Consider the following 25,310-nt stretch of genomic DNA (forward strand, 5'->3'; position numbering starts at 1 on the left):
GAGAGGTGAGCTCCGTGCTCGCTCAGGACGCGGTGAACCCGGGCGACACCGCCTGGGTGCTGGTGTGCACCGGCCTCGTGTTGTTCATGACCCCCGGCCTGGCTGCCTTCTACGGCGGAATGGTCCGCACCCGCAACGTGCTCGCGATGCTGCAGCAGAACATCATCGCGCTGGGGGTCGTCAGCCTGACCTGGGTGCTGGTGGGCTACACCATCGCCTTCGGCGACGACGCCGGCACCGGCCTCTTCGGTAACCTCGAACTCTTCGGCCTGACCGATCTCAAGGTCCCGCCCGCGCCACACCTGCACGTGGTCGCCGGCCAGGTGACCATTCCGACCCTGGCGTTCGTCGCCTACCAGATGATGTTCGCGGTGATCACCCCCGCGCTCGTCACCGGGGCCACGGCCGGCCGGTTGAAGTTCGCCGGCTGGGTCGCCTTCCTGGCGATCTGGTCCATCGTGGTCTACGCACCGGTCGCGCACTGGCTCTGGCACCCCGACGGCTGGCTGGCCCGGTTCGGCACCCAGGACTGGGCCGGTGGGATGGTGGTCCACGCCTCGGCGGGAGCCGCGGTGCTGGGCACGTTGCTGGTCGTCGGGCGTCGCCGTGGTTGGCCACGGACCGCCTCCCCGCCCAACTCGATCCCGCTGACCATCCTCGGGGCCGGCATCCTCTGGTTCGGTTGGTTCGGCTTCAACGGCGGGGACGGACTCCAGGCCAACGGCCTGGCCGCCCAGGCCGTGATCAACACCCATCTCGCGGCCGCGGCCGGCATGCTCGTCTGGCTGGTGGCCGAGCGGGTGAAGGACGGCCACAGCACCGTGGTGGGCGGCGTCTCCGGTGCCGTAGCGGGGCTCGCGACGGTCACCCCCGCCGCCGGGTACGTCAACGCGATCTCTGCCATCGCCATCGGAGCGATCGCCGGAATCGTCTGCCACTTCGCGCTGCGGTTGAAGTACCTGCTCCGGCTCGACGACGCGCTGGACGTCCTCGCGGTCCACTTCGTCGGCGGCATGCTCGGCTCGCTGCTGGTCGGCTTCTTCGGCGACAGCGGCGTCAACCCGCTCGGCAAGGACGGTCTCTTCTTCGGCGGCGGCGGATCCCTGCTCTGGCACCAGATCGTCGGCGTGGTCAGCGTGGTGGTCTTCTCCTTCGTGCTCAGTTGGGCGATCGCCGCCGCCGTGCAGGCCGTCATCGGGCTCCGTGCCCCCGCCGAGGTGCAGGACAACCTCGACCACGCCCAGCAGGACGCCGACGCGTACCACCTGGGCGGCGTGGCAGGTCTCAACGGCACCGGCGCACCGCAGCGCCGGCGCCGGCCTGGACGGGAGCGCGGCGCCGAACGACCCGCCCGGCCGGTCCAGAACCCCCGGCTGGTCACCGCGACGGTCGATCCGACGCTGCTGCCGACCACGCGGCAGTTACGAGATGCCCTGGTCGAAGCGGGAGCCACCTCCATCGTGGTCTTCGACGCCACGGTCTCCACCGCCGAACCGACCGCTCGATCGCTGCCCCGGGGCTACTGGCAGGACCAGGATCTCGTGGGCCGGGCGCGGGTCGAGGTGGTGGTGGAGCGCGAGGCGGTGTCCGCGGTGCTGGACGTGCTGGGCCGGTACGGCGCCGAGCGGTCGGAGTGCTTCGTGCAGGACGTCCAACTCGCGACGGACGTGCGCTGAGCCGGTGCACGTCGGTACGGGGGCGATGCCAGCCTCCGTCACCTCACGGACCGTCCGGAGCGGACCAGGAGCGACAGGGCGGACAGGGCGAGCGCCCCCCAGGCCGGCACCCAGAGCGGTTGTCCCTGCGCCACCGTTCCGAGGCCACCGCCGGCGGCGTAGCAGGTCAGTGCCAGGAGCCCGAAAAGGGTGCCCTGTCTGGCCCGCCGCCGGCCGGTGCCCGGGCCGGCGAGCCACCGCTCGATGCGTTCGCCGATCTTCGCCACCGTGCCCGACTGGTAGGTGATGGCGGTGGCGATCCCGGCGGTGCGGACGAACAGTGTCGCCAGCGCGCCCATGGCGAAGCCGCCGGCGGCGGCCAGCGCGATCCGTGGCAGCCCGCCCTGCCGACCGTGGTGGAGCAGGGCGTTGAGCGCCGCCCAGAGCGCCATCGTGACCACGGCGCAGGCGAGTCCCCGGAAGGACGGCGACCATCGGCTCCGTGCCGCTCGTACCTGTGAGACCACGCCCGTCCCGGCGGCGAACGCGATCAGTGAGGCCGCGGACTCGGGCCAGGCGGCGTGTCTTCCGGCCAGGCCGATGCCCAGGAGGACGGCGTTGCCCGACTGGTTGGCGACGAATGCGCCGTAGCGCAGGAAGGCGAAGGCGTCCACGAAGCCGGCGATGCCGGTGGTGACGGCGAGGACCAGGATCGGGTGCCGGAACTCCCGGTACACGTCCTGCGGGTCCGACGTGATCGAGGGCCGCGCGGATGCCGAGTCCCCCATCGCAGTCCACACACCCTCCAGGCGAGGACCCGGACAAGCCAGGCATTAGGTATTTTACCGGTGTGTTGGCGTCTCCTGCCGTTTTCGCGCCGAGACGGCACCGGGCGGCGCGGACCTGGCGCACGCCGGAGGGCGGCGCCCCCGGTCGGGCGCAGGTCATAGGGTGGTCCCCGTGGCGACCCTTCTGCTTCTGCGACACGGCCGGACGACCGCGAACGCGGACGGCGGCCTGGCCGGCCGCCAGCCGGTCGAGTTGGACGAGACGGGCCGGGCCCAGGCGGCCGCGGTCGGCGAGCGGCTGCGGCCGGTGCCGCTCGCGGCGGTGGTGACCAGCCCGCTCATCCGGTGCCGGCAGACCCTGGAGCTGGCGCTGCCCGAGGCGGCCCCGGTGGTGGAGGAGGGGCTGATCGAGTGCGGCTACGGAGCCTGGGAGGGTCAGCCACTGAAGAAACTGGCCAAGGAGGCGCTCTGGCCGGTCGTCCAGCAGCACCCGAGCGCCGCGGTCTTCCCGGAGGGGGAGGCGATGGCAGCGATGGCGGCACGGGCGGTCGCGGCGGTGCGGACCTGGGACGCCCGGGTCACGGCCGAGCACGGTCCGGAGGCAATCTGGTTGGCCTGCAGCCACGGCGACGTGATCAAGGCGATCGTGGCCGACGCGCTCGGCGTACACCTGGATCTTTTTCAGCGGATCGTGGCCGACCCGGCGTCGGTGACGGCGATCCGGTACACCACGCTGCGGCCGTTCCTGGTGCGGCTCAACGACACCGGGGGCGACCTGGCCGGGCTGGTGCCGCCGCCGAGCAAGCGGCGCCGCCGGGCGGCGCGGGCGGCCGGCGCGGCCGACTCCGACGCGCCGGTCGGCGGCGGCGCGGGGGCGGGCCGGTGACCGGCCGGCGTCCGCCACGCCCGGGTGCGAGGCCCGGTGCGCCGGGCGCGGCGGGCCGCGCGGTGATTCGCGTCGGTGGGGTGCGCGATGCCATGGCGGGCCGGATAGGGTCGTGGGTATGACCCACCAGGTGCACGCCTTCGAACCGCCGGAGCGGTTCGTCGCCGGGACCGTCGGGCCGCCGGGGGAGCGCACGTTCTTCCTGCAGGCCCGTGGCGGCGGCCGGCTGGTCAGCGTCGCGCTGGAGAAGGTCCAGGTGTCCCTGCTCGCCGAGAAGCTGGAGGAGCTACTCACCGAGGCGCAACGGCGCTTCGGGGTGGACCTGCCCGAGCTGGCGCCGGTCGTGGGCGACAACGAGCCACTGGACACTCCGGTCGACGAGGAGTTCCGGGTCGGGACCCTCGGGCTGGCCTTCGACGTGGACACCGCGACCGTGGTGATCGAGGCGATCGCCGCAGGTGAGGTGGAAGCCGAAGTCGAGCTGGGCGACGAGGACGACGAGGACGAGGACGACGACGAGGACGACGAGCCGGACGAGGACCTGGACCGGCTCCGGGTCCGGCTCACCCCGCAGGCCACCCGCCAGTTCATCGAGCGGGCCCGGCGAGTCGTGAACGCGGGCCGGCCTCCGTGCCCGCTCTGCGGCCAGCCGTTGGACCCCGCCGGGCACCTCTGCCCGCGGCACAACGGTTATCACCGGTGACCTCGTCCGGCCTCCAGCCTCGCCAGGACGGCGACGCCGCGCTGCGACTGTTGCGCGACGGCACGCTCGACCTGGAGGGGCGGTTGGTCGACGCGTCGAACACCACCCTCCGCGGCATCCTGACGCTGGACGGGCTCTCCGCCCGCTGCGTCTACAAGCCGGTCCGTGGCGAGCGCCCACTCTGGGACTTCCCGGACGGCACCCTCGCGGGCCGGGAGGTCTCGGCGTACCTGGTGTCCCGGGCTACCGGCTGGGACCTGGTGCCACCCACCGTGCTGCGGGACGGCCCGTTCGGCCCGGGCTCCTGCCAGCTCTGGATCGACGAGCCGGCGGACGCCGAGCCGCTGGTCGGGTTCGTGCCCGCCGAGGAGCTGCCACCGCGCTGGTTCCCGATCGCCGCGGCCCGTGACGACGACGGCGCCGCGTATGTGCTGGCGCACGCCGAAGACCCCCGGCTGGCCCGGCTCGCGGTGCTCGACGCGGTGATCAACAACGCCGACCGCAAGGGCGGCCACGTGCTGGTCGGCGCCGACGACCGGATCTACGGCGTGGACCACGGGGTGAGCTTCCACGTCGAGGACAAGCTGCGCACGGTGCTCTGGGGCTGGGCCGGGAAGCAGTTGCCGGCGGATGCCGTGGAGATGCTCGACGGGCTCGCCGGGCAGGTCGCCGGAGCGCTCGGCGCGGAGCTGGCCGACCACCTGACGATCAGCGAGATCGCCGAGCTGGCCGCCCGCGTCGACGGGCTGCGGCAGACCGGCCGCTTCCCGCAGCCGCCGGAGGACTGGCCGGCGGTGCCCTGGCCGCCCATGTGATCCACTGTCATCTTGATCACCCGTGGGGCGGCACGGGGTCGCCTTAGGGCTGGCTAGGCTGAGGCCATGGAGTCTTGGGCGGGACACGAGGTGCCACGGCTGCCGGGCAGGGGCGAGCCGTTGGCGTTGTACGACTCGGCGCGGCAGGGTGTCCACCCCAGTGAGCCGGTCGACGCGGGAAGCATGTACGTCTGCGGCATCACCCCGTACGACGCGACCCACCTCGGCCACGCCGCCACCATGATCACCTTTGACCTGGTGCAGCGGATGTGGCGCGACGCCGGCCGCCCGGTGCGCTACGTGCAGAACGTCACCGACATCGACGACCCGCTGCTGGAGCGGGCCGCCCGGGACGGCGAGGACTGGGTGGTCCTGGCGATGCGCGAGACGGCCCTGTTCCGGGAGGACATGGAGGCGCTGCGGATCATCCCGCCGGCGCACTACGTGGGCGCGGTCGAGTCGATCCCGGACATCGCCGACAAGGTCGAGGTGCTGCTCAAGGACGGGGCCGCGTACCGGCTCGACGACGGCACCGGCGACGTCTACTTCGACATCTCCTCCACGCCCCGGTTCGGCTACGAGTCCAACCTGACCCGCGAGCAGATGCTGGAGATCTTCCCGGAGCGCGGTGGGGACCCGGACCGCGCCGGCAAGCGCGACCCGCTGGACCCGCTGCTGTGGCGCGGCGCCCGCGAGGGTGAGCCGTCCTGGCCGGGCGGGGAGCTGGGCCCGGGCCGCCCGGGCTGGCACATCGAGTGCGCGGTGATCGCGCTGAACCTGCTCGGCGACCGGATCGACGTGCAGGGCGGCGGCAACGACCTGCTGTTCCCGCACCACGAGGCGTCCGCCGCGCACGCCGAGCGGCTGACCGGCCAGGCGCCGTTCGCCCAGCACTACGTGCACGCCGGGATGATCGGCCTGGACGGCGAGAAGATGTCCAAGTCTCGGGGCAACCTGGTCTTCGTCTCCCGGCTGCGCGCCGACAAGCTCGACCCGATGGCGATCCGGCTGGCGCTGATCTCCGGGCACTACCGCAGCGACCGCACCTGGACCGACGAGCTGCTGAGCGCGGCGCAGGAGCGGCTGGGCCGCTGGCGGCGGGCCGCCGCCGCGCCCGCCGGGCCGTCCGGTGCCGAGCTGCTGGCCGGGGTACGCGAGCGGCTCGCCGACGACCTCGACACACCTGGTGCCCTGGCGGTTGCCGACCGATGGGCGGACGCGACCCTCGCCGGCGCCACCGACGACCCCGACGCCCCGGCCCTCTTCGCCAACACCGTGGATGCCCTCCTCGGCATCCGCCTCTAACACCTGCCCGGCCCCCGCGCGCCCACCTGTCCCTGACTTGGACGTGACGAAGGGCCGGGCCCCTGGTGGGGTCCGGCCCTTCGTTGTTGGTTGCTGGGTGTCAGCTGGTGGCGTAGCCGCGGGTGGCGATCCAGTCGGCGAGGTGCTCGACGGTGACCTCGTAGGAGGCCTGGTTCGGGTCGGCGGAGTCGGCGATCTTGACGATGTTGCCGTTGTCGCGGTAGCCGACGACGCTGATGTAGTGCCCACCCTCGAAGGAGTGGCTGGTGCCGTCGGTGTCGACGCTGGTGCCGGCGATGTTCGCGACCACTGCCCGGCCGTCGTCGACGGTCTTGACGACGTCGGTGCGCAGCTTGTCGGTCTGCTTGCTGTCAGCGTTGGGGGTGCTGATCTCGACGCTGCGGTAGGCGTCGTTCTTACCGGTTTCCTTGTTCAGGACCGGGGTGATGTCGTTGATGGAGTTGGTGCCGGCCTCGGTGGTGCCCATCTCCTTGGCCATGGCGTCGACGCTGATGTCCTTGCCCTGCACGGACAGGGCGTTGCGGGCGGCGGCGGGGCCGCAGTAGTAGAAGTTCGGCTGCGCTTCGTAGCGCACGCCCAGCTGACGCTCACCCGACGGCTTCCGGTCCGACTGGGTCTGGCTGGCGGGCTTGGCATCCGACGCGGCGTAGGCAGCGGTCACCGGACCGGCGATCGCACCGCCGGTGAAGGCGAGTCCAGCAGCGGTCAGAGCGGTCTTACGAATCAGATCGGTACGCATGATGGCGTGCTCCTCTGCATCGGGGGTGCACGCGGCAGGGGGGTGCCGCGTCAAGGAAGTTCAAGAAGGGGGGAACGGTCCGGCGATCGGTGGGGACCTGCTCGGGGTTCCGGGGATGTAACCGTGCCGGCCTGGCGGGTGTTCCCGGCGGCTGGCGGCTGGCTACGGGGGATGTAACCGTGCCGGCCTGGCGGGTGTTCCCGGCGGCTGGCGGCTGGCTACAGGGGGATGTAACCGGGGCGGCCTGGCCGGTGTTCCCGGCGGCTGCCGCGCACCGGGCCAGGGGGCCACGGTCGCATGCCAGGTATAACGACCCGGGCCGGCCCCCGATTCCACGCTGAGGGTGGCCCCGACCACGGGACGGCCCACCCCAAACGGGACGACACCCCCAGCCCGCCACGGGCCGACAACCCCATCCCACCCGTCCGCCCCACAACCGGGACTCAACCGGCGATCTGCCCGAGCGCGTCACACCCTCGGGCTCGATCCCGAACCGGACATCACGCCCACCCGCCCGCCCCACGTCGACCGGCGTTGAGCCGCGCACTTTCCCGGAAAGTGTTGCCTGCCGACGCACCGAGGCCACACTTTCCCGGAAAGTGCGCAGACCTAGGAGGCCGCCGCCGCTCGGCGGGCGGGTGTGCTTTTGAGCGTGATGACTGTGAGGTATCAATATGACTCTCAGGTATCACGCTCAACAGTGCGGATGGCCCCCGTCGTTGACGCGCCCGGCTGCTGGTCTTCTAACCGGGCGCTAGCGGCCGGGGGCCGGGATCGACCCGATGGCGCGCGGCGCGCGGGCGAAAGGCCGGTCTGCGAGGGTTAGCCCAGGACCAGGCCGGGGTCGGGTTCCGGGTCGGGGGTGGGGCCGGGGACCTGGTACTCCTCGGTGAGGGTGGTCATCGGGCCGGGCCAGGTGGCCTGGGCGACCTCGATCGGCTTGCGGTGACCGTCGTAGGCGACGTGCAGCAGGTGCAGCACCGGCGTGTCCGGCCGGATCTGGAGGGTCTCGGCCTCCTCCCGGCTGGGCTGGCGGGCGCTGATCGTGTCGGTGGCCGAGACGTAGCGCCGCCCGGTGGCCTCTTCGGCCTCCTGGTAGAGCGGTCGACCGAACGCCTCGGCGCGCTCCAGCGAGGTGCCGGCGGTGTCGGCGGGCAGGAACCAGGAGGCGCCCACCTCGACGGGGGAGTCGTCGGTGCGTACCAGGTGCCGACGGCAGAGCAGGTCAGTGCCGTCGGGCACCCCGAACGCGTCGGCCACCTCGGCGGGGGCGGGGGAGCGGCCGACCGAGACGAGCTGCTGGCGGTACCGGGCCGCCAAATCGGTGTGGTAGCCGCGGAAGCCGCCGTACCGGCCGCGGGAGAGCCGGTTGAGCCGGCGGCGGGTGCCCCGGACGTACGTACCGGATCCGGGTTTGGTGATCAGGATGCCCTCGACCCGCAGTTGGTCGACGGCGCGTTGCACGGTCTGCTTGGCGACGCCGAACATCTCGGCGATGGCCGGGATGGACGGCAGTCGCTCGCCCGGCCCCCAGTCGCCGCGGCGGACCTGGGCCTTGAGCTGCGTGGCGATCTGTCGGTGCGGGAACTCGGCGGCCCCGGGGTTGATCTGCACATCCGCCTCCTTGATCACAGCTAGGTTCCTAGGATGCCTTAGCGGGTGTGACGCCGCCACCCCAGACACGCCAAAACAGGACCGCAAACACGAAAACGGGCCCCGGACACAGGTCCGGGGCCCGCACGAGACGGGGTAGGAGTCGCTACCAGGAACCGGCGGTGGGGCCGGCTGAGCCGCCCCGGCGCCGCAGGTACTTCTCGAACTCCTGCGCGATCTCGTCACCGGTCAGCGGGGTGATTCCCTCGTCGCCGACCCGCTCCTCCAACTCACGGACGTACTCGCCGAGCTCGGCGTCCTGCTCGGCGGCGCTGCGCACCCGCTGCTCCCACTCGGCGGCCTCCTCGGCCAGGTCGGCCATCGGCACCGGCAGGTCGACGACCTCCTCGACGCGGTGCAGCAGGGCGAGGGTGGCCTTCGGACAGGGTGGGTTGTTGGCGTAGTGCGGCACGTGCACCCAGAACGAGACGGCGTCCACCTCGGCGCGGGTGCACGCGTCGTGCAGCACGCCGACGATGCCGGTCGGCCCGTCGTACCGGGTGGGGGTGAGCTGGTAGCGCTCCGCGGCCTCGGCGTCGGACGCGCTGCCGCTGATCGGCAGCGGCCGGGTGTACGGCACGTCGGCGAGCAGCGCGCCGAGCAGGACCACCCGCTCCACCTCAAGGCTGTGGCAGATTTCCAGCACCTGCTCGCAGAACGTCCGCCAGCGCATGCTCGGCTCGATGCCCCGGATCAGCACCACGTCCCGCTCGGTGCCCTGCGGGCTGGCCACCATGAACCGGGTCGTCGGCCACTCCACCCGACGGGTCTCCCCATCGGCCATCGTGATGGTGGGGCGGCTGACCTGGAAGTCGTAGAAGTCCTCCGGATCCAGCTCGGCGACCTGCCGGGCGTTCCAGACCTGCTCGAGGTGCTCGACGGCAGCGGTGGACGCGTCGGCGGCGTCATTCCAGCCCTCGAACGCGGCGATGGCCACCGGGGACCGCAGCACCGGCAGTCCGTCGAACTCGGTCACGCCGTCACCTCACCCTGCTCGTCGCAGCCGGCACCGGGACCGCACCCGGTCATCGGGCCGTCGGGCACGGCGGTGTCCCTGTTGTGCTTCACGTCCGTCAGCCTACGTGGCGGGCGGGGGTGCGGCCCGTCGGCCGCGCCGGTCGGGCAGACCGTCAAGCGGTCATACAGTGGCGAACTGGACAGGTGATCCCCCTGACACAATATGGGATCGGGGGTGGAGGGCAGTTGGTACGGCGGAGCCCGCACTAACCTGAACGGGTGCGGACTTCGTTGATGGATGTGCTGGCCGACCGGATCCTCATCGCCGACGGTGCGATGGGCACGATGCTGCAGGCCGCGGACCTCACGCTTGACGACTTCGACGGGCTGGAGGGCTGCAACGAGATCCTGAACGTCACCCGGCCGGACGTGGTGCGTGGGGTGCACGACGCCTATCTGGCCGTCGGCGCGGACTGTGTGGAGACCAACACGTTCGGTGCCAACCTCGCCAATCTCGCCGAGTACGACATCCCGCACCGCATCCGGGAGCTGTCCGAGGCGGGGGCCAGGATCGCCCGGGAGGCCGCCGACGCGGCCAGCACCCCGCAGCGACCCCGGTTCGTGCTCGGCTCGATCGGTCCGGGCACCAAGCTGCCCACCCTCGGGCACGCCGCCTACGCCACCCTGCGTGACGCGTACCAGGAGAACGCCGCGGGGTTGATCGCCGGCGGCGCGGACGCGCTGATCATCGAGACCTGCCAGGACCTGCTCCAGGTCAAGGCGGCGGTGGTCGGGTCGAAGCGGGCGATGGCCGAGCTGGGCCAGCCGGTGCCGATCATCTGCCACGTCGCCGTGGAGACCACCGGCACCATGCTGGTGGGCAGCGAGATCGGTGCGGCGCTGGCGGCGATCGAGCCGCTCGGGGTGGACCTGATCGGGCTGAACTGCTCCACCGGCCCGGCGGAGATGAGCGAGCACCTGCGGTACCTGTCGCAGCACTCGCGGATCCCGCTCTCGGTGATGCCGAACGCCGGCCTGCCCGTGCTGACCGCCGATGGGGCGTACTTCCCGCTCACTCCGGTCGAGTTGGCCGACGCGCTGGAGCGGTTCATCACCGAGTACGGCGTGTCGCTGGTCGGCGGCTGTTGCGGCACCACCCCGGAGCACATCCGGGTGCTGTCCGAGCGGCTGCACGGCGTCAGCGCCACGGCCCGCGAGCCGCAACACGAGGCGGGCGTCTCCTCGGTCTACCACCCGGTGCCGTTCGCCCAGGACGCGTCGGTGCTGATGGTGGGGGAGCGGACCAACGCCAACGGTTCCAAGGCGTTCCGGGATGCGATGCTCGCCGGGGACTGGCGGGCCTGCGTGGAGATCGCCCGCAGTCAGGCGCGCGACGGCTCGCACCTGCTCGACCTGTGCGTGGACTACGTCGGCCGTGACGGCACCCAGGACATGCGGGAGCTGGCCGGCCGGTTCGCCACGGCGTCGACGCTGCCGATCATGCTGGACTCCACCGAGCCGGGCGTCGTCGAGGCCGGGCTGGAGATGCTCGGCGGTCGGTGCGTGGTCAACTCGGTGAACTTCGAGGACGGCGACGGTCCTGACTCCCGCTACGCGCGGGTGATGCCGGTCGTCCGCGAGCACGGCGCGGCGGTGGTGGCGCTGCTCATCGACGAGGAGGGGCAGGCGCGTACCCGGGAGTGGAAGGTCCGGGTCGCGGCGCGGCTGATCGACGACCTGACCGGCCGCTGGGGGATGGACCGCGCCGACATCCTGATCGACGCGCTGACCTTCCCGATCGCCACCGGGCAGGAGGAGACCCGCCGCGACGGCATCGAGACGATCGAGGCGATCCGGGAGATCGCCCGCCAATACCCGGGGGTCAACTTCACCCTGGGCATCTCGAACATCTCCTTCGGGCTCAACCCGGCGGCCCGGCAGGTGCTCAACTCGGTGTTCCTGCACGAGTGCGTACAGGCCGGGCTGACCTCGGCGATCGTGCACGCCAGCAAGATCCTGCCGATGTCGAAGATTCCTGACGAGCAGCGCGAGGTCGCCCTGGACCTGGTCTACGACCGGCGCCGCGAGGGGTACGACCCGGTGCAGCGCTTCCTCGAGCTCTTCGAGGGAGTCGACGTGACCAGCGCCCGGGCCAGCCGGGCGCAGGAGCTGGCGGCGCTGCCGCTGGACGAGCGGCTCAAGCGGCGGATCATCGACGGTGAGCGCAACGGCCTGGAGGCCGACCTGGACGCCGCGATGGCCGGCGGCCGGGCCCCACTGTCGATCATCAACGACATCCTGCTGGACGGCATGAAGGTGGTCGGCGAGCTGTTCGGCTCCGGGCAGATGCAGCTGCCGTTCGTGCTCCAGTCCGCCGAGGTGATGAAGACCGCGGTGGCCTACCTGGAGCCGCACATGGAGACCGCGGAGGACGGCGGCAAGGGCCGCATCGTGCTGGCGACCGTACGCGGCGACGTGCACGACATCGGCAAGAACCTGGTCGACATCATCCTGTCCAACAACGGCTACGAGGTGGTGAACATCGGCATCAAGCAGCCGATCAGCGCCATCCTGGACGCCGCCGAGCAGCACCGGGCCGACGCGATCGGCATGTCCGGGCTGCTGGTCAAGAGCACCGTGATCATGAAGGAGAACCTCGCCGAGATGGCCACCCGCGGCGTCGCGGAGCGCTGGCCGGTGCTGCTGGGCGGTGCGGCGCTGACCCGGGCGTACGTCGAGGACGACCTGCGGTCGATGTTCCCCGGGCAGGTGCACTACGCGCGGGACGCGTTCGAGGGGCTGTCCCTGATGGACCGGGTGATGACCGCCAAGCGCGGCGGCGCCCCGGTGATCGATCCGGAACGCGAGGCGGCCCTGGCGGCCCGTCGGGCCCGCCGGGAACGGCAGCGGTCGATGGTCACCGAGTCGCTGCCGGAGCTGCACGACTCCTCGGTCCGCTCCGACGTGGCCGCGGACGTGGCGGTGCCCACCCCGCCGTTCTTCGGCACCCGGGTGGTCAAGGGTGTGCCGATGGCCGACTACGCGGCGCTGCTCGACGAGCGGGCGACCTTCCGCGGGCAGTGGGGGTTGAACGGCGCCCGGGGCGGCAACGGACCGTCCTATGACGAGCTGGTGGAGACCGAGGGCCGCCCGCGGCTGCGCTACTGGCTGGACCGGCTGATCGCCGACCAGGTGCTGGAGGCCGCCGTGGTGTACGGCTACTTCCCGGCGTACTCCGAAGGCAACGACCTGGTGGTGCTGGACGAGAACGGGCACGCGGAGCGGGCCCGGTTCTCCTTCCCCCGGCAGCGGCAGGAGCGGCGGCTCTGCCTGGCGGACTTCTTCCGGCCCAAGGGCGACCAGCTCGACGTGGTCGCGCTGCAGCTGGTCACCGTCGGCCAGCCGGTCAGCGAGTACGCGGCCAAGCTGTTCGCCCGCAACGAGTACCGCGACTACCTGGAGGTGCACGGGCTCTCCGTGCAGCTCACCGAGGCCCTCGCCGAGTACTGGCATCGGCGCATCCGCGCCGAGCTGACCCTGCCCGACGGTCGCACGGTCGCCGATGGCGACCCGGCGGACCTGGCCGGCCTGCTGCGCAACGACTACCGGGGCTGCCGGTACGCGTTCGGCTACCCGGCCTGCCCGGACCTGGAAGACCGGGCGAAGATCGTGGAGCTGCTCGGGTCGGAGCGGATCGGGGTGGAGCTGTCTGAGGAGTTCCAGCTCATGCCGGAGCAGGCTACTGACGCCATCGTGGTCCACCACCCGGAGGCAAGCTACTTCAACGCCAAGTAACGGCCGCAGGTGCCCTGACCTGCACTTCAGGTCGCCCGGAAGGCCGCTGAATCATGATCATGCCGTCTCCAGGCCGTCAACGGCTTCCGGGCCGTCCTCGGCGGCCTGGTTCTCACCGAACGCCGCATCAATGGCCCGGCGCGTACGGTCGTCGGCAGCAGGTGTGTGTAGGTCCGCAGAGTGAATCCCGGGTCGGCGTGGCCGAGGTAGGTCAAGGCGGCCCTTGACGGGCCGCACGCGCCGCCGCCTGGGCGCGCGCCGGCCGCGCCGCTGTCGCTCTGCGGCCGTCACGCCTGACGCCCGGCGGCTGGCGCGGACAGCGGGAAGCCCGGTGGGCCGCCGCAGAACGACAGATCGTTGACGAGTGAGGGGTGGGCCGGCAGCCGGCCGGGCCGCGCGGCCACGTGCCCGCGCGGCGTAAGGGAGCGCATGCCGGCCGCGTCGGCGAGCTGGCGGCGGTCGCGGGGTTGCGGCTAGTGCGCCTCCGGCGGGGGCGCTCCGGCTCCAGGATGGCCGGGGCTCCGTCGGCGGGTCGCGGTCCGTGGGTGGTTGCGGTAGCGCCATCCCACCGCCGAAGACCCGGGGCGAGCCGAGCAGACCGCCGCCGGGACCGCCAGCTTCCGTCCGTGCGTCAAGGCCGTCTTGACGTGGCGGCCCCGACGGCGGCCCGCTCCCACAAGGGCGGGTCGACGGCGACGGGATGGCGAGGTTCCGCTGGCTGGGTCAATGCCTCACCAACACGCATGCGACACGGGGCGGGTCGAGCATCCACCCGGCCCCCCAGCTATTGATGGGGTCGCCAGATCTTGTCGGCGGCTGCGGGGTGGCGGCTGCGTCGATCGTTTGGGCAAGGGCCGTCAGAGTGGGTCGAGGCGGCGCTTGAGCAGGCAGAACTCGTTGCCTTCTGGATCGGCGAGGACGTGCCAGGACGCATCCGCAGGCTGACCGATGTCGACGAGTTTGGCCCCGGCGGCCAGGAGGCGCTCGAGCTCGGCGTCCTGATCGCGGTCGGTGGGGTTGACGTCGATGTGCAGCCGGGCATGCCCGTTCTTCGGCTCGTCGTTGCGGATGAGGAAGACCGTCGGCTGCGGGCCGCCGAACCCTTCGCGCGGGCCTATCTCGATGTAGACCCCCTCTTCGCGATCGAGCACTATGAAGTCCAGGACCTCGCACCAGAACCGCGCCAGCACCTCGGGGTCGCGGCACTTGAGCACGAGCTCACCGATACGGCATGCCATTGACGAAACCTACTCTCAGCATGGGAACTGCCGGGGCGGCCGCACGCGGATATCATGGGCTCCCTGCAGTGTGAACAAGCCCGCGATCGTACCGGGCGAGGCGAGCGGGGCTGGACGAGGGTGCCCGTCGGGCTGAGCCCTGACGGTCGTCAGTCAGCAGGAAGTCAGCGAGACGCGCGACAACAGCCGTCAACCGTTGGTACGGGACAGCAAAGTCCCGGACGACAACACCAGTCGTCGGCATTGATCAGCAAGCATCAACTGTGTGGAGCCGCCTTTGCAAGGCAGGGGTTAGGGGTTCGAGTCCCCTGGGCTCCACCAGCACAAACACCGGTTGATCTCGGTCCCGAGTACAGCCATTCGTGCAGCAAGCCGTCACGCCGTCCCCTCCTCGCCCAACAGCCGGTCGATTGCCGAGGCAGCCTGGCGAGCCTGGACTGGCTGCACCTGCACGACCTGCGACACGCCTTCGCGACGTTCCTGCTCGACTAGGGCGAGGAACTGCGGACGGTGATGGAGTTGCTAGGGCACCCCAGAATCCGGATGACGGCCGATACCTACGGGCACGTCCTGCCGGCTCAGGTAGGGCGACAGGCAGTCCAAACACCCTAGAAACGCCAGAGTTCTATTTGCCTGGTTTGGCTGGCTCGGGCGGCGCCCCTCGCGCCCGCCGCCAATCGGCGACTGCCGCCCCGCCGAGCACCAGGGCGGCGGCGACGAGTCCCACCAGCGGTCTCGTCGGCATCAACAGCGGGAAGAGAGCGACCAACACGACCAGCACGACGATCCGGGCGCGCGATACTCGGCCGAACACCTCGTACTCCAAGCGCGACCGACCGACCATGAACAGCGCTGGCCCGCCGAGGACCACCGCTAGCCAGGGCGGTGGCACCTCCCCGTACGGATGGTCGATGGTGAGTTCGTAGCCAATGGAGGTCGTCACGATGCCGGCTAGCATGATCATGTGTGAGTCGGCGGTCGACCGGCCCAACCTGGCCGGCTGCTTGCTCTTGCTCACCGCCTCCGGCAGGACCTGGCCGGCCCGGTAGAAGTAGATTCGCCAGATAAGCACCGTGGTGGCCAGCGCCGCTGCGAACGCGATCGTCCGGCCGGCACTGAAGCTGTTGTCGCTGTAGGTTAGGCCGATGACCAGCACCGACTCGCCGAGGGCGATGAGGAAAAACGACTGGTAGCGCTCGGCCAGATGCTCGCCCTGGATTTCCCATTTCCAAAGCGGAGAGCGGCCCAGGCCGGGCACCGGCCAGCCGAATCGCGCGGCCCCGAACTCGATGCCCAGGGCAAGCGCCCAAAGCGCTCCTCGGCCCCACCCCGGTGGCACCAGCGCCCCGACGATCCACAAGATGCCGGTGGCGCTGAACGTGATCAGCATCCGCAGCTTGAGATTCTGCCGCTCCGAACCGCGAAGCATGATCGCTAGGACCAGGGGATGGAACACCTGTGCGGTCACGTAGGCGGCGGCGAAGGCGAGGCCCCGGTCGGTGAACGCCCCCGGTATCGCCACGCCCATCACCATGGCGGCCAACAGCCGTACGATGACCACGAGTTGGATCGCCTCGTGGCGGGGGTTGTACCGGCTGGTGGTCCAGGCCGTGACGTGCCAGATGGCCCAAAGGGCGAGCAGCAGGACGAGGGTCTTGCCGACGTCGCTAAAGATCACGCCCAGTGTGCCGGGGTCGGCGGCGAAATCCCCGACCGCCCGAGTGGTGATCCGGTTGAGCGCGAAGACGAGGACCAGGTCGAAGAAGAGCTCCAGGAACGTCGCTCGGTGCGTCTCCTCACCCTTGTGCAGGAGATGCTTCAGCTCGCGTGTCCCCACTACCGATTCGCCCCGTCCTGCCGACCGGTCCAGTGCGCTAGGCGCCGCCCTGCGCCACGGAACGGTGAGCGAACGGTCCGCGCGCGAGGACCAACCCGCGCGCGCTGGACTGGGCGCTGCGGTTTTCGCCTATCGGCCAGTCGTAGCACCCTGCGGGCGGTGTGCAACGAGGTACGGACAAAGAGGTTCGGAGCGGACCGTGCGGTGGTATGAGGCGTGTGGCAAGCCGCGGCCGGTGCAAGCGCATCCTGGCATGCCGTTGAGCCGCGATCGTTCTTTCGCACCGAAGCGGTCGTCGTGCCCGATGTGTGCCCGATGCAGCGGTCAACACCGGTCCATAGCGGCACCCCGGCAGCCGCAAGCTGAGCGCTCCGTGCTCACCCGCAAGGCAGCACGGCTACCCACGGTGCGGATCAACCCGATTCCCAAGCTGACCGTCCAACTTCTAAGCAGCTGGTCGCTGGTCCGAATCGCGCCAGGCGCACCTGCGGAAGGCCGCCAGGACGGGCTTTGAGATCATCCAGAGATGGAGGTCTGGCCCCACGACGGCAAACTGTACGAGGTCAACTCGTACTACAGCCTGCCCGACGACGCCTGGCAGTACGAGCTTGCCGGTCTGACGGGGGCCCCCGGGGCCGGCCCATACGTCGCCATCGTCATCCCCGACGCGACGCCGGACGACGGACCGTTCACGCCGCGGCCAGCTCAACACGCCCTGGTCCACCTCGGGGGAGGCCAGTTGCCGTGGCCGATCCTGCGCAAGCTGATCGAGATGGTCGAGTCCAGCGGTGACCTGGTGGAGGAGCAGCGCGATGCTTTCCCCGGTGGCAAACCGTTCCCGCTGTCGCTCAACGTCTGGAACCACGACGACAAGCAGTTCGAGGTCAACAGCTTCCATCTCAGTGAGACCGACTCGTGGTGCTACGAGCTGTACGAGGTCAAGCCGGAAGCCGAGGACAACGACTACATCGACCTACAAATCCCAGACGCCTCCCCGGAGGGCGGCCCCTTCGTTCCCTCGCCAGCACACCAAGTGACGCTGACAATGCACGGAGACTGGTTCATCCCGTGGCCAATCTTCCGCCGCTTCATCGATGGTGTACGGGCGTCGGGGGACCTCGTGGAGATTGGCCGGGAAGTGTTGCCCACGCAGGAGTTGGGTGACTAACTGGGTGACCACCGGGCCGGACGCCAGCGGACGAGCAGGGATGCCGAAGGACGATCGGAGCAGGTCAGCGCTGGTGGCGTTCCAGGTCATCGGGCTGTGTTGGTTGCCTGGGGGTCAAGGAGTCGTCCGGGCACACACGGGGCACAAGTCAGTGTGAAACGTCGACAACGAGCCAGCAATGACGTGAGCCCAAGAGGGGCATGGCCAGCGCGCCGACCAGGTTGCCGCAGGTCACGAGAGGGCCGGTCTAAGTTCCGCTTCAACGTCTGGCGGGCGGGTCCGGGTCAACCCAACCTCGTCCGTCTCGTCAGGGCATACCCGCGTAGCGGAGTGGAAGCGGAGGTCGAGGCCGCCGCCACGCAACGTAGGTCAGGATGGCAAAGGTGATCAGAAGTACCATCGCGCCAAGGATGATCGCCCACCCGGATTGATCGCCAGGCTCGCGCACTCTCAGGCAAGGGTCGCTCTTTGCGTAGTGGACGCGGATGCGCTCACCGACACTCACAGCCCGGTTCCCGTCGACCGTAACGCGCAGGGTCGATCCACACACCTCGCCACCGTCTGTAGTGAACTGGACTGTCAGGAACGTTCTTGCTCCGCGATGCTCGACGTCCAGCACCTCAGCCGCTGCCTCTGATCCCCGATGTTCGTCTGCGATTGACCATGTGGCTAGCGCCGTGAGGGCAACCGCAAAGATCAGACCGAACATCGAGAACACCCGCAGGAAGGTTCGGCTTGGCCGTCGACGGTTCATGGCCGGACTGTAGAGCGGATCAGCAACGAGGCCGTGCGGTCAATATCCTTACCACCGGCCTACCCGCAGCCCACGCTGGTTGTGGGCCGTAACCGGGCCGTCTGGGCCGTCACCGGGCCGTCAAACGCCGACCAGGGACAACCGAGGACGACCAGCAGCACCCGACGAGACAGCAGGTCAGCCACCACATAGAGGCGGCTGGCCTGGTGGGCGACGGACGGGCCGACCTGTACGCCGGATTCTGTTAGGGCGACGGATCATGGAAGAAAACGGTGGCCGACCACCAGTCTCCGTCAGCAGTGACCTCGCTTTGCAGGACGACGTCCTGGACCTCGATACCGGGCCGTTGTTCGATGCTGTCTGCGATGCGGCGCAGCAGTGCCGGGACGCTCTCCTGGCCGGGGCCGACTGGGTTGGCCCGCGAGAAGTGCTTGATGGTCCACGATTCCGGTTCAGACGGCACGGCGGCAGTCTGCCAGGTCCGGCTTGGCGTCTTTGAGCGTGTCTCGTCCAGTTCGGATGCCTTTGCCCGGCGGAGCCAATACAACGCCAAATAATCGGGGCAAGTGCTCTGACCTGTACTTTCACCCGGCTCGCCGCGGTCAGTAGGTGATCGCGGTAGGCCATATCCACCTGCCAGCGTCCGAACATGCGTCAAGGCTCGCTTGACCTGGCGGGCCGGGCGGCGGCCCCGCTCTCCAATGGGCGAATCGATGGCATACGGGATGACGGTTGCGTTCCCTAGCTAGCGTCGGCCAAGCTTCTGCGATCTTGTCGAGTTGCTGCGGGCTGCCCCGGTGGTTTGGAGCGGCGGTTAAGTGAGGGTGCGTGTGGCAGAGATGCGAAGCGGCTTCGGGGCGCAGACTCGCCCCGGTTGGTGGCCGGCTATCGGTGGCATTGCGGTGGCGATGCTCGGCCATGGGCTCGCCATCGGCGCGGCATGGCTCCCTTATGACTGGTACGACGCCGGTACGAAGGACCTGGACGGCGGGGGAGGGTTTGCCGCCTTTTGGATGATGCTATGTATGTTCGCCGTCGGGCAGGGATTCCTGCTGGGCTGCGGTTTCCTTATCTCGTCCGGGTTCGGAGTGCCACGCTTCAGCCTGGGGCTGATGGCAGGCTGGGTCGGCGGGTTGGCGCTGATCCTCGGCATTGCTGTCGTTGGAACCTTCTCCACCGGTCCTGGCTAGCTAGTTGATCAATCGAGGCTCGTGTCATCCCGGTAACGTCCGGTCTCGCTACGCTGTGCCCGTGGCCCATCTGCCAGAGACGTGGTGTGTTCCGGTCGTACGCGCGGACTTTCGCGACGACGGTATCTGGGAGCGGCTCAAGGACGAGATCGTCAGCCCCACAGAAGAGGGCTTCGTGGCCGGTGTCGAGTTCGTTGAGGATCGAACGTTGATTGACCTCAGCGATACGGCAATCGAAGCCGGCTATCCTCGCGCCTACCCGCATCAGTACAGGCACCCGGTCGTGTTCGTCGTCGACGCCGTCACCGTCTCGCTGCCGGAGCATCCCCTTTTCGAGGCTTCTGAGCCGGCCGACGCATCGCCGCTCCTGGATGTACCGATCTGCCGCTGACCGGGCGTCGCAGCGCGTGATGGATCTGTAGTGACGCTCGGCGCCGCACGCCGCGCCGCGTCGATCTGTCACCCACGCCTGACGGGTGCGCGACCGGCGCGTGATGGGCCCTGCCACGTCAGGAAGCTCCAAGAAGGCGTCGCGAAGGATGTCGATAACGGCCGGGCGGCTCCGTCTCAGGGGAGGATGCGGTTACGGTGGCCGTACCACACCAGGGAGAAGATCCAGCATGGCGATCCAGCGGATGGACAACGTCCTCATCGTTGTCGAAGACCTTGACTCTGTTATTTCGTTCTTCGTCGAACTCGGCATGGAGCTGGAGGGCAAGGGGCCGATCGAGGGCCGTTGGGTGGAGCGTGTCATCGGAATCGATGGCGTCCGACAGGACGTCGCGATGCTGCGGACCCCGGACGGTCACGGTCGAGTCGAGCTGGCGATGTTCCACACGCCGAAGGCGATCAGCGCCGAGCCGAAGGATGCACCGGCGAACACGCTCGGCATTCGTCGCATCATGTTCGCCGTCGATGACATCGAGGACGTGATTGCCCGCCTGCGTACCCACGGGGCCGAACTCGTCGGGGAGCTGGAGCAGTACGAGGACAGCTATCGACTCTGCTACGTCCGCGGCCCCGAGGGCATCGTCGTCGGATTGGCCGAACAGCTCAGCTGAGGGGCACCTGCCGTGGCGTGCCGCCGCGATCCGCCGTGGCAGCAACTTCAGGGATGTAGGGGCCTCACGGGCGGCGGGGACCCCTACATCCCTGAAGTTGTGCGGATCTTGGCGGCGTGGTGCGGGGCCGCGACGGTAGTTGGGACGAGCACCCCGGCCGGTGGAGGTGTGACGAGCCAGTGCCCCGACCGAATGCTAGGCGGCTCCGTGGTCGGGGAAGGTTTCGCGCAGCGCCGGGTCCAGCGATCGGCCGGTCGTCGGCTCGATGAACAGCTCAGCGAGGAAAAGGTCGGAGAGGTAGGTCGGGTTGACGCCCGATTCCTTGCGGCTGAGTGCCTGCAGCGCGCCGCCAAGCCGTAGGGCGGCCCTTGCCGCGACGGACGGGAGGCGAGCGACCCGGCGGCGTCGTCCGACCGCCTCGGCGATGCGCCCGATCATGTCGTTCCAGGTGAGATTCTCGTCAGCGACCGGGATGTCCGCACCGCGGCGCTGCTCCAGAGCGTCCACCGCGACCTCGGCCACGCTGCGTGCCGAGGCTGCGGCGCTCCCGCCGGTGGGGGCGACCAGGGGTGTACGGGACCGCGCCCACCGGTCCAGTGGGCCCGCCCAGTTTGGCAGTCGGTCACCGGCCCGGCCGAAGACGAAGGGCAACTCGAGTACGGCAACCGGCAAATTGGGGCCGGCGGCCTCCCGTCCCTCCCGGGCCTGCTCCACCCGGCATCGGATGTACGTGTGGCGGCCCGCGAGGCGCCACTGCGGGTGCAGCCGGTCGTAGTAGGTGTAGTAGGAGCCCATGACGACCCCGCGGGTGAGACCTTCCAGGCGCGCGGCAGTGAACAGGCGCACCACCGGCTCGACGTTGTCTCGGCGAAACACCGGATAGATCGGCTTACGCAGCGGTCGCTGCTCGTCCGTGCGGGTGGCGTAGACGACGCCGTCATGACCGGCGAGCAGCGTTCGCAGCTCGTCGATCGAGGCGGACGAGACATCGATCAGGTGATCGACACCCGGTTGGGCCGTACGCGCCACCGTGGTCGCCGCATGACCTCGCTCGCGCAGCACGTCCACGACATGGGCGCCGATCAGACCACTGCCACCGACCACAAGAATTCGCACGGTGAATCGTCCACCGTGGAGCCCACCGCTTGTCAAGGCACGATCAGCATCCGGCGGAATTAGGCCAATGCCGGAGACCTTCTGGCCTCCGCTGGCACCGTTGCTGGTTTTCTTCAGTCCGGAACGGCTCCCGGCGCGAGTGCGAGTTGCTTGATCTGGCGCAGGATCAGCGCGGTCTCAACGGTACGGATGCCGTCCAGAGCGCCGATCTTGTCGTTCAGGTACGCGTACAGTTCCTCGGTGCCCCGGCAGCGGACGGCCGCGATGATGTTCACCCGGCCGGTGGCCGCGGCGGCGAACTCCACCTCCGCGTGCTCGGCCAGCGCGTTCCCCACCTCGGCCAGCGCAGACGGCGCCACGGTCAGCCACAGCAGCGCGCCCACCTCGTGGCCGAGATGTTCCGGGGAGTACTGCACGGCGAAGTAGAGGACGCCGCTGTCGCGCAGCCGGTCGAGGCGGCGCCGCACCACGTCCTCGGACTGGCCGCATGCTGTCTGCAGTTCGGCGAGGCCGGCCCGGCCGTCCCGGAACAGCGCGGCAAGCAGTTCCTCGTCGGTGTCGTCGATCATGACGGTGCCGGGCGCCGCCTCGACCGGTGGGGGTCGAAGTGCCGCCTCCTGCTCGGTCGTGAGGGCGTTGACCTTCTGCAGCCAGCCGAGGCGGCCGCCGTAAAAGCGGTGCAACAGGCAGTGCGCGCTGAATCCGATCACCCGCTGGGTGCGCGGCAACCGACCCAGTAGAAGTTCGTCTCGGACGGTGTGGCTGCGGGGTTTCATCGCGCAGACCACCTCGCTGCCGCCGGAAATCAGTGCGACGTAGGACGTGTCCGGGCGACGGGCGAGCGCGTCGGCCAGCCGCTCGGCCATGTCCGGGGTGCACTGCAGCCGGACAAACCAGTTGGAGCGGCCGAGCCGGCTCTCGTCGGCCATGCCCAGCACACGCAGGCCCACCTTCGTTTGCAGGCGGCGGAAGCGCCGGGCGACGGTCTGGTCCGAGACACCGAGGGCGGCCGCGATTCGGCTGAACGGGGCGCGACCGTCGAGTTGCAGGGCCTGCAGCAGTTGCAGGTCGAGCTGGTCCAGGGAAGGGGTCACGGTCTTCCTGATCGTCGGCGGCGTCACCAGCGTAAGAGCCGGTGACGCCGCCGTCTGTGGGTTGGGGAGGTCAGGCCGGGACGGTTTCTGGTAGCTGGGCCGCAGGCTGCGGGTCGCGCACCGGGCGCGGGCGGCCCAGCAGGACGATCGCGGCCAGCGCGGCGATGACCATCAGTGTGGCCGACACGGTCAGGGACAGTTGGAAGCCGTCGAGGAACGCCTTGTTGAGGGCGTTCAGCGCGCCGTCCTGCTGAGCGCCGTAGTCGACGACGGCGACTGCTTGGAAGCCGCTGTCGTCCATCGCCGCGGTGGCGGCCTGCTGGTGCTCCCCGCTGACCCCGGCGTCGGTGAGGTGACCCGGCAGGGCGCTGGCCGCCTTGCTGGTCAGCAGGGCGCCCAGGACGGCGGGGCCGAGCGCTCCGCCGACCTGGCGGAACGCGTTGTTGCCCGCGGCGGCCATGCCGGCCAGCGGGAACGGCACGGAGCTGACCGCGGTGGCGGTCATCGGGGTCAGCACCGCGCCGAGGCCCAGGCCGAACAGCGCGAGCCGCCAGCTCAGCTGCCCGAACGACGTGTCGGCGTCGACGGTGCTGAGGAAGTACAGGGCAATCGCCGCGATGAACAGGCCGGCGCTGAGCAGCCAGCGCACCTGCACGCGGTGCATGAGGCGGGCGATCAGTGGCCCCACGACGACCGGCACTGCCGTGTTGGTCAGCAGTCGCAGCGCCGCGTCCATGGTCGACAGCTGCTGGACCAGGCCGAGGTAGAGGCTGAGCACGAAGATGCTGCCGATCACGCCCATGAAACTGACCATGGCGATCACGGCGGTGGCGTTGAAGCCGCGGCTGGCGAACAGGGCGGGGCTCAGCATCGGCGAGTCGCTACGCCGCTCGATCACGACGAACGCGGCGAGGCTGAGCGCGGCCACGGCGAAGGCCAGGAGCACGATGGGGTCGCTGAACGAGCCGGCGCCGCCCTCGATGACGGCGAAGACCAGGGCGACGATGGCCAGGGCGGCGGTGATCTGTCCCGGCCAGTCCAGGTGCCGCTTTCCCGGGGCCCGCGAGTCGGTCACCAGCGGAATGGCGATCAGGGCGGTGAGCAGCGCGAGCGGGATGGCCGGCAGGTAGATCCAGCGCCAGGACGCGTGCTCGAGGATCGCCCCGGCCAGCAGGGGGCCGAGCGCGAGGGCGAGCATCAGGGAGGTGGCCCAGAGGCTGATGTATTTGCCGCGTTTCCTCGGGTCCGGCACGGCGTGGCTGATGAGCGCCAGCGTGGCGGGCAGCAGAGCGGCCGCTCCCACACCGGCGAGCGCCTGGCCGACCCAGACCATCGCCATCGACTGTGCGGACAGCGCGACGGCCGCGCCGATCGCGCAGAACAGCAGGCCGGCCTGGAACACCTTCTTGCGCCCGTGAACGTCGCCGAAGACGCCGGCGGTCAGGATCAGGGCGGCCATCGGCAGTACGAAGGCGTCCGACACCCAGGACAGGTCGGCGGTCGACGCGTTCAGCCCGCGTTGAATCGCTGGCAGGCTCACCGACACTGTCGTCACTGGCAGGTATGCGACGAACACCCCCAGGCATGCCATGATCAGTGTCGCGCCGAGCCGGTCTCCCGACGCCTTGTCCGTTGTTGCCATCTACGCGCAGCTCCTCTTCGGCGGACCGAGTGCCCGGCCGACATGTCAGCATCCGGGCCTTTGAGGTGCACCGCTAACCGATCGCGCCGAATGCCGGAATACCGACTGGTACGCCCCGTGATCCGGGGTTTTCCGACACCCCGTACGCCTCAGCGGAAGCCGGAGCTGCGGGCGAACCGAAGCGACGGGAGCCCTCGGCGAGACGGTCCACGGGGCGTCCGCGCGGGGGAATCGGCCAAGATCGGCGCTAGGTGCCGGTGCTGGTGCTGGTCCGGTGGCCTCCGGGGGTCGCCGCGGGAGCGGCTGCGACGAGCGCGGTCCGGACGGTCTCCCGCAGCGGGTCGCCCGGGTGCTCGATCCAGTGCTGGACGGCGACCCGCAGGATGGCCAGGAAGGTCGCGGCCAGGAGGCGGGAGCGCAGTGCAACGTCGGCGCCGGTGAGCCGGTGGGCGAGTTCTGCGGCCAGCTCGCGCTCGATCGCGGCGTACGCCGCGACCTGGTGTGGGGCCAGGCCGGGGTGCCCGCGTAGCTTCCGGCGTTGGGTCAGCCAGGAAGGCTCCGACCCGCCGAAAACCTCCTCGGTGAGGCGCTCGGCTGCCCGGCTCAGCACGGTCCACGGCGGCTCGTCGACGGGCTGTTCGCGGATCAGCTGCAACAGCCGGTGCAGGCGCATGGTGTCGCCGTGGAAGAGCGCCTGTTCCTTGCCTGAGAAGTAGTTGGAGAAGGTCCGCCGGGAGACGTTGGCGGCGTCGGCGATCGCCTCGACGGTCACCGCGTCGATTCCCTGTTCGGCGGCGAGGCGGAGGGCCGCCTCGTGCAGGGCGAGGCGGGTCGCCGCCTTCTTGCGCTCCCGCAGCCCGGTGGTCTCGTCCATCGCTCCGAGAGTACGTGGG

General features: G+C 70.0%; 23 protein-coding genes. 10 read left to right on the forward strand and 13 right to left on the reverse strand.

What is annotated here, in order from left to right:
- Positions 1 to 14 precede the first annotated feature (14 nt).
- A complete protein-coding gene (locus ACFY29_RS28680; protein ID WP_386991186.1) occupies positions 15 to 1,676 on the forward strand; it encodes an ammonium transporter in 1,662 nt (553 codons plus the stop codon).
- 38 nt (positions 1,677 to 1,714) lie between these two features.
- Here ACFY29_RS28680 and ACFY29_RS28685 read toward each other — a convergent pair whose 3' ends face one another.
- Complete coding sequence (locus tag ACFY29_RS28685) at positions 1,715 to 2,443, reverse strand: YoaK family protein (RefSeq protein ID WP_386991187.1); 729 nt, start codon at positions 2,441 to 2,443, stop codon at positions 1,715 to 1,717.
- Between the two features lie 163 nt (positions 2,444 to 2,606).
- On the opposite strand from ACFY29_RS28685, the gene ACFY29_RS28690 reads away from it, so the two are divergent.
- The 4 genes from ACFY29_RS28690 (at position 2,607) to mshC (ending at position 6,152) form a co-directional block, all read left to right on the forward strand.
- A complete protein-coding gene (locus tag ACFY29_RS28690) occupies positions 2,607 to 3,329 on the forward strand; it encodes an MSMEG_4193 family putative phosphomutase (protein WP_355607888.1) in 723 nt (240 codons plus the stop codon).
- Positions 3,330 to 3,447: 118 nt separating this feature from the next.
- Positions 3,448 to 4,032 carry a DUF3090 domain-containing protein gene (locus tag ACFY29_RS28695; protein WP_109819168.1) on the forward strand — a complete coding sequence of 195 codons (585 nt, stop codon included), beginning with the start codon at positions 3,448 to 3,450 and terminating at the stop codon, positions 4,030 to 4,032.
- Positions 4,029 to 4,847, forward strand: a complete 819-nt coding sequence (locus ACFY29_RS28700) for an SCO1664 family protein (RefSeq protein WP_355607891.1) — start codon at positions 4,029 to 4,031, stop codon at positions 4,845 to 4,847. Before ACFY29_RS28695 ends, ACFY29_RS28700 begins: the two co-directional genes overlap by 4 nt.
- Positions 4,848 to 4,913: 66 nt before the next feature.
- A complete protein-coding gene (mshC, locus tag ACFY29_RS28705) occupies positions 4,914 to 6,152 on the forward strand; it encodes a cysteine--1-D-myo-inosityl 2-amino-2-deoxy-alpha-D-glucopyranoside ligase (RefSeq protein WP_355607893.1) in 1,239 nt (412 codons plus the stop codon).
- Between the two features lie 100 nt (positions 6,153 to 6,252).
- Here mshC and ACFY29_RS28710 read toward each other — a convergent pair whose 3' ends face one another.
- The 3 genes from ACFY29_RS28710 to ACFY29_RS28720 form a co-directional block, all read right to left on the reverse strand.
- Entirely contained in the window at positions 6,253 to 6,912 is a 660-nt protein-coding gene (locus ACFY29_RS28710; protein WP_386991189.1) for a C39 family peptidase, read from the reverse strand.
- An 822-nt stretch (positions 6,913 to 7,734) separates the two neighbouring features.
- Positions 7,735 to 8,526 (reverse strand): GntR family transcriptional regulator, encoded by a 792-nt coding sequence (locus ACFY29_RS28715; RefSeq protein WP_328426651.1) that lies wholly within the window; start codon positions 8,524 to 8,526, stop codon positions 7,735 to 7,737.
- A 145-nt stretch (positions 8,527 to 8,671) separates the two neighbouring features.
- Positions 8,672 to 9,541 (reverse strand): PAC2 family protein, encoded by an 870-nt coding sequence (locus tag ACFY29_RS28720; protein WP_386991191.1) that lies wholly within the window; start codon positions 9,539 to 9,541, stop codon positions 8,672 to 8,674.
- A gap of 275 nt (positions 9,542 to 9,816) precedes the next feature.
- On the opposite strand from ACFY29_RS28720, the gene metH reads away from it, so the two are divergent.
- Complete coding sequence (metH, locus tag ACFY29_RS28725) at positions 9,817 to 13,317, forward strand: methionine synthase (protein WP_386991553.1); 3,501 nt, start codon at positions 9,817 to 9,819, stop codon at positions 13,315 to 13,317.
- Between the two features lie 287 nt (positions 13,318 to 13,604).
- On the opposite strand, the gene ACFY29_RS28730 is transcribed toward metH, so the two are convergent.
- The 3 genes from ACFY29_RS28730 to ACFY29_RS28740 all read right to left on the reverse strand — a co-directional run bounded on the left by ACFY29_RS28730 (position 13,605) and on the right by ACFY29_RS28740 (position 16,392).
- Positions 13,605 to 13,748 carry a hypothetical protein gene (locus ACFY29_RS28730; protein WP_386991193.1) on the reverse strand — a complete coding sequence of 48 codons (144 nt, stop codon included), beginning with the start codon at positions 13,746 to 13,748 and terminating at the stop codon, positions 13,605 to 13,607.
- Positions 13,749 to 14,174: 426 nt separating this feature from the next.
- Complete coding sequence (locus tag ACFY29_RS28735; RefSeq protein ID WP_386991195.1) at positions 14,175 to 14,555, reverse strand: VOC family protein; 381 nt, start codon at positions 14,553 to 14,555, stop codon at positions 14,175 to 14,177.
- 625 nt (positions 14,556 to 15,180) lie between these two features.
- Positions 15,181 to 16,392, reverse strand: a complete 1,212-nt coding sequence (locus ACFY29_RS28740) for a low temperature requirement protein A (protein ID WP_386991197.1) — start codon at positions 16,390 to 16,392, stop codon at positions 15,181 to 15,183.
- A 526-nt stretch (positions 16,393 to 16,918) separates the two neighbouring features.
- On the opposite strand from ACFY29_RS28740, the gene ACFY29_RS28745 reads away from it, so the two are divergent.
- Complete coding sequence (locus ACFY29_RS28745; protein WP_386991199.1) at positions 16,919 to 17,560, forward strand: hypothetical protein; 642 nt, start codon at positions 16,919 to 16,921, stop codon at positions 17,558 to 17,560.
- Positions 17,561 to 17,867: 307 nt separating this feature from the next.
- Here the strand turns inward: ACFY29_RS28745 and ACFY29_RS28750 are convergent, their stop codons facing one another.
- The gene (locus tag ACFY29_RS28750) at positions 17,868 to 18,314 is read right to left on the reverse strand and encodes a DUF3592 domain-containing protein (RefSeq protein ID WP_386991201.1); all 447 of its coding nucleotides are present in this window, start codon (positions 18,312 to 18,314) and stop codon (positions 17,868 to 17,870) included.
- Positions 18,315 to 18,558: 244 nt separating this feature from the next.
- Positions 18,559 to 18,777: a hypothetical protein gene (locus ACFY29_RS28755; RefSeq protein ID WP_386991203.1), complete on the reverse strand. Its 219-nt coding sequence runs from the start codon at positions 18,775 to 18,777 to the stop codon at positions 18,559 to 18,561.
- 367 nt (positions 18,778 to 19,144) lie between these two features.
- Here ACFY29_RS28755 and ACFY29_RS28760 point away from each other — a divergent pair, with 367 nt between their 5' ends.
- The 3 genes from ACFY29_RS28760 to ACFY29_RS28770 all read left to right on the forward strand — a co-directional run bounded on the left by ACFY29_RS28760 (position 19,145) and on the right by ACFY29_RS28770 (position 20,565).
- Positions 19,145 to 19,504: a hypothetical protein gene (locus ACFY29_RS28760; RefSeq protein WP_386991205.1), complete on the forward strand. Its 360-nt coding sequence runs from the start codon at positions 19,145 to 19,147 to the stop codon at positions 19,502 to 19,504.
- Between the two features lie 61 nt (positions 19,505 to 19,565).
- Entirely contained in the window at positions 19,566 to 19,895 is a 330-nt protein-coding gene (locus ACFY29_RS28765) for a DUF6924 domain-containing protein (protein WP_386991207.1), read from the forward strand.
- A 229-nt stretch (positions 19,896 to 20,124) separates the two neighbouring features.
- On the forward strand, positions 20,125 to 20,565 hold the full coding sequence (locus ACFY29_RS28770) for a VOC family protein (protein WP_386991209.1): 441 nt from the start codon (positions 20,125 to 20,127) through the stop codon (positions 20,563 to 20,565).
- A gap of 195 nt (positions 20,566 to 20,760) precedes the next feature.
- On the opposite strand, the gene ACFY29_RS28775 is transcribed toward ACFY29_RS28770, so the two are convergent.
- The 4 genes from ACFY29_RS28775 to ACFY29_RS28790 all read right to left on the reverse strand — a co-directional run bounded on the left by ACFY29_RS28775 (position 20,761) and on the right by ACFY29_RS28790 (position 25,291).
- A complete protein-coding gene (locus tag ACFY29_RS28775) occupies positions 20,761 to 21,681 on the reverse strand; it encodes an NAD-dependent epimerase/dehydratase family protein (RefSeq protein ID WP_386991211.1) in 921 nt (306 codons plus the stop codon).
- A 113-nt stretch (positions 21,682 to 21,794) separates the two neighbouring features.
- On the reverse strand, positions 21,795 to 22,775 hold the full coding sequence (locus tag ACFY29_RS28780) for an Lrp/AsnC family transcriptional regulator (RefSeq protein WP_386991213.1): 981 nt from the start codon (positions 22,773 to 22,775) through the stop codon (positions 21,795 to 21,797).
- A 70-nt stretch (positions 22,776 to 22,845) separates the two neighbouring features.
- A complete protein-coding gene (locus tag ACFY29_RS28785) occupies positions 22,846 to 24,417 on the reverse strand; it encodes an MFS transporter (protein WP_386991215.1) in 1,572 nt (523 codons plus the stop codon).
- Between the two features lie 247 nt (positions 24,418 to 24,664).
- The gene (locus tag ACFY29_RS28790; protein ID WP_386991217.1) at positions 24,665 to 25,291 is read right to left on the reverse strand and encodes a TetR/AcrR family transcriptional regulator; all 627 of its coding nucleotides are present in this window, start codon (positions 25,289 to 25,291) and stop codon (positions 24,665 to 24,667) included.
- Between the last annotated feature and the right edge of the window lie 19 nt (positions 25,292 to 25,310).

The organism is Micromonospora sp. NPDC000668, from assembly GCF_042897975.1.
In the GTDB taxonomy this organism is placed as follows: domain Bacteria; phylum Actinomycetota; class Actinomycetes; order Mycobacteriales; family Micromonosporaceae; genus Micromonospora.

Excerpts from the sequence above, each read along its gene's own strand:
- ACFY29_RS28695 (WP_109819168.1), top strand. The coding sequence starts at position 3,448 with ATGACCCACCAGGTGCACGCCTTCGAACCGCCGGAGCGGTTCGTCGCC.
- ACFY29_RS28730 (WP_386991193.1), bottom strand. The coding sequence starts at position 13,748 with ATGCGCTCCCTTACGCCGCGCGGGCACGTGGCCGCGCGGCCCGGCCGG.
- ACFY29_RS28770 (WP_386991209.1), top strand. The coding sequence starts at position 20,125 with ATGGCGATCCAGCGGATGGACAACGTCCTCATCGTTGTCGAAGACCTT.
- ACFY29_RS28745 (WP_386991199.1), top strand. The coding sequence starts at position 16,919 with ATGGAGGTCTGGCCCCACGACGGCAAACTGTACGAGGTCAACTCGTAC.
- ACFY29_RS28685 (WP_386991187.1), bottom strand. The coding sequence starts at position 2,443 with ATGGGGGACTCGGCATCCGCGCGGCCCTCGATCACGTCGGACCCGCAG.
- ACFY29_RS28735 (WP_386991195.1), bottom strand. The coding sequence starts at position 14,555 with ATGGCATGCCGTATCGGTGAGCTCGTGCTCAAGTGCCGCGACCCCGAG.
- ACFY29_RS28750 (WP_386991201.1), bottom strand. The coding sequence starts at position 18,314 with ATGAACCGTCGACGGCCAAGCCGAACCTTCCTGCGGGTGTTCTCGATG.
- metH (WP_386991553.1), top strand. The coding sequence starts at position 9,817 with ATGGATGTGCTGGCCGACCGGATCCTCATCGCCGACGGTGCGATGGGC.
- mshC (WP_355607893.1), top strand. The coding sequence starts at position 4,914 with ATGGAGTCTTGGGCGGGACACGAGGTGCCACGGCTGCCGGGCAGGGGC.
- ACFY29_RS28785 (WP_386991215.1), bottom strand. The coding sequence starts at position 24,417 with ATGGCAACAACGGACAAGGCGTCGGGAGACCGGCTCGGCGCGACACTG.
- ACFY29_RS28710 (WP_386991189.1), bottom strand. The coding sequence starts at position 6,912 with ATGCGTACCGATCTGATTCGTAAGACCGCTCTGACCGCTGCTGGACTC.
- ACFY29_RS28790 (WP_386991217.1), bottom strand. The coding sequence starts at position 25,291 with ATGGACGAGACCACCGGGCTGCGGGAGCGCAAGAAGGCGGCGACCCGC.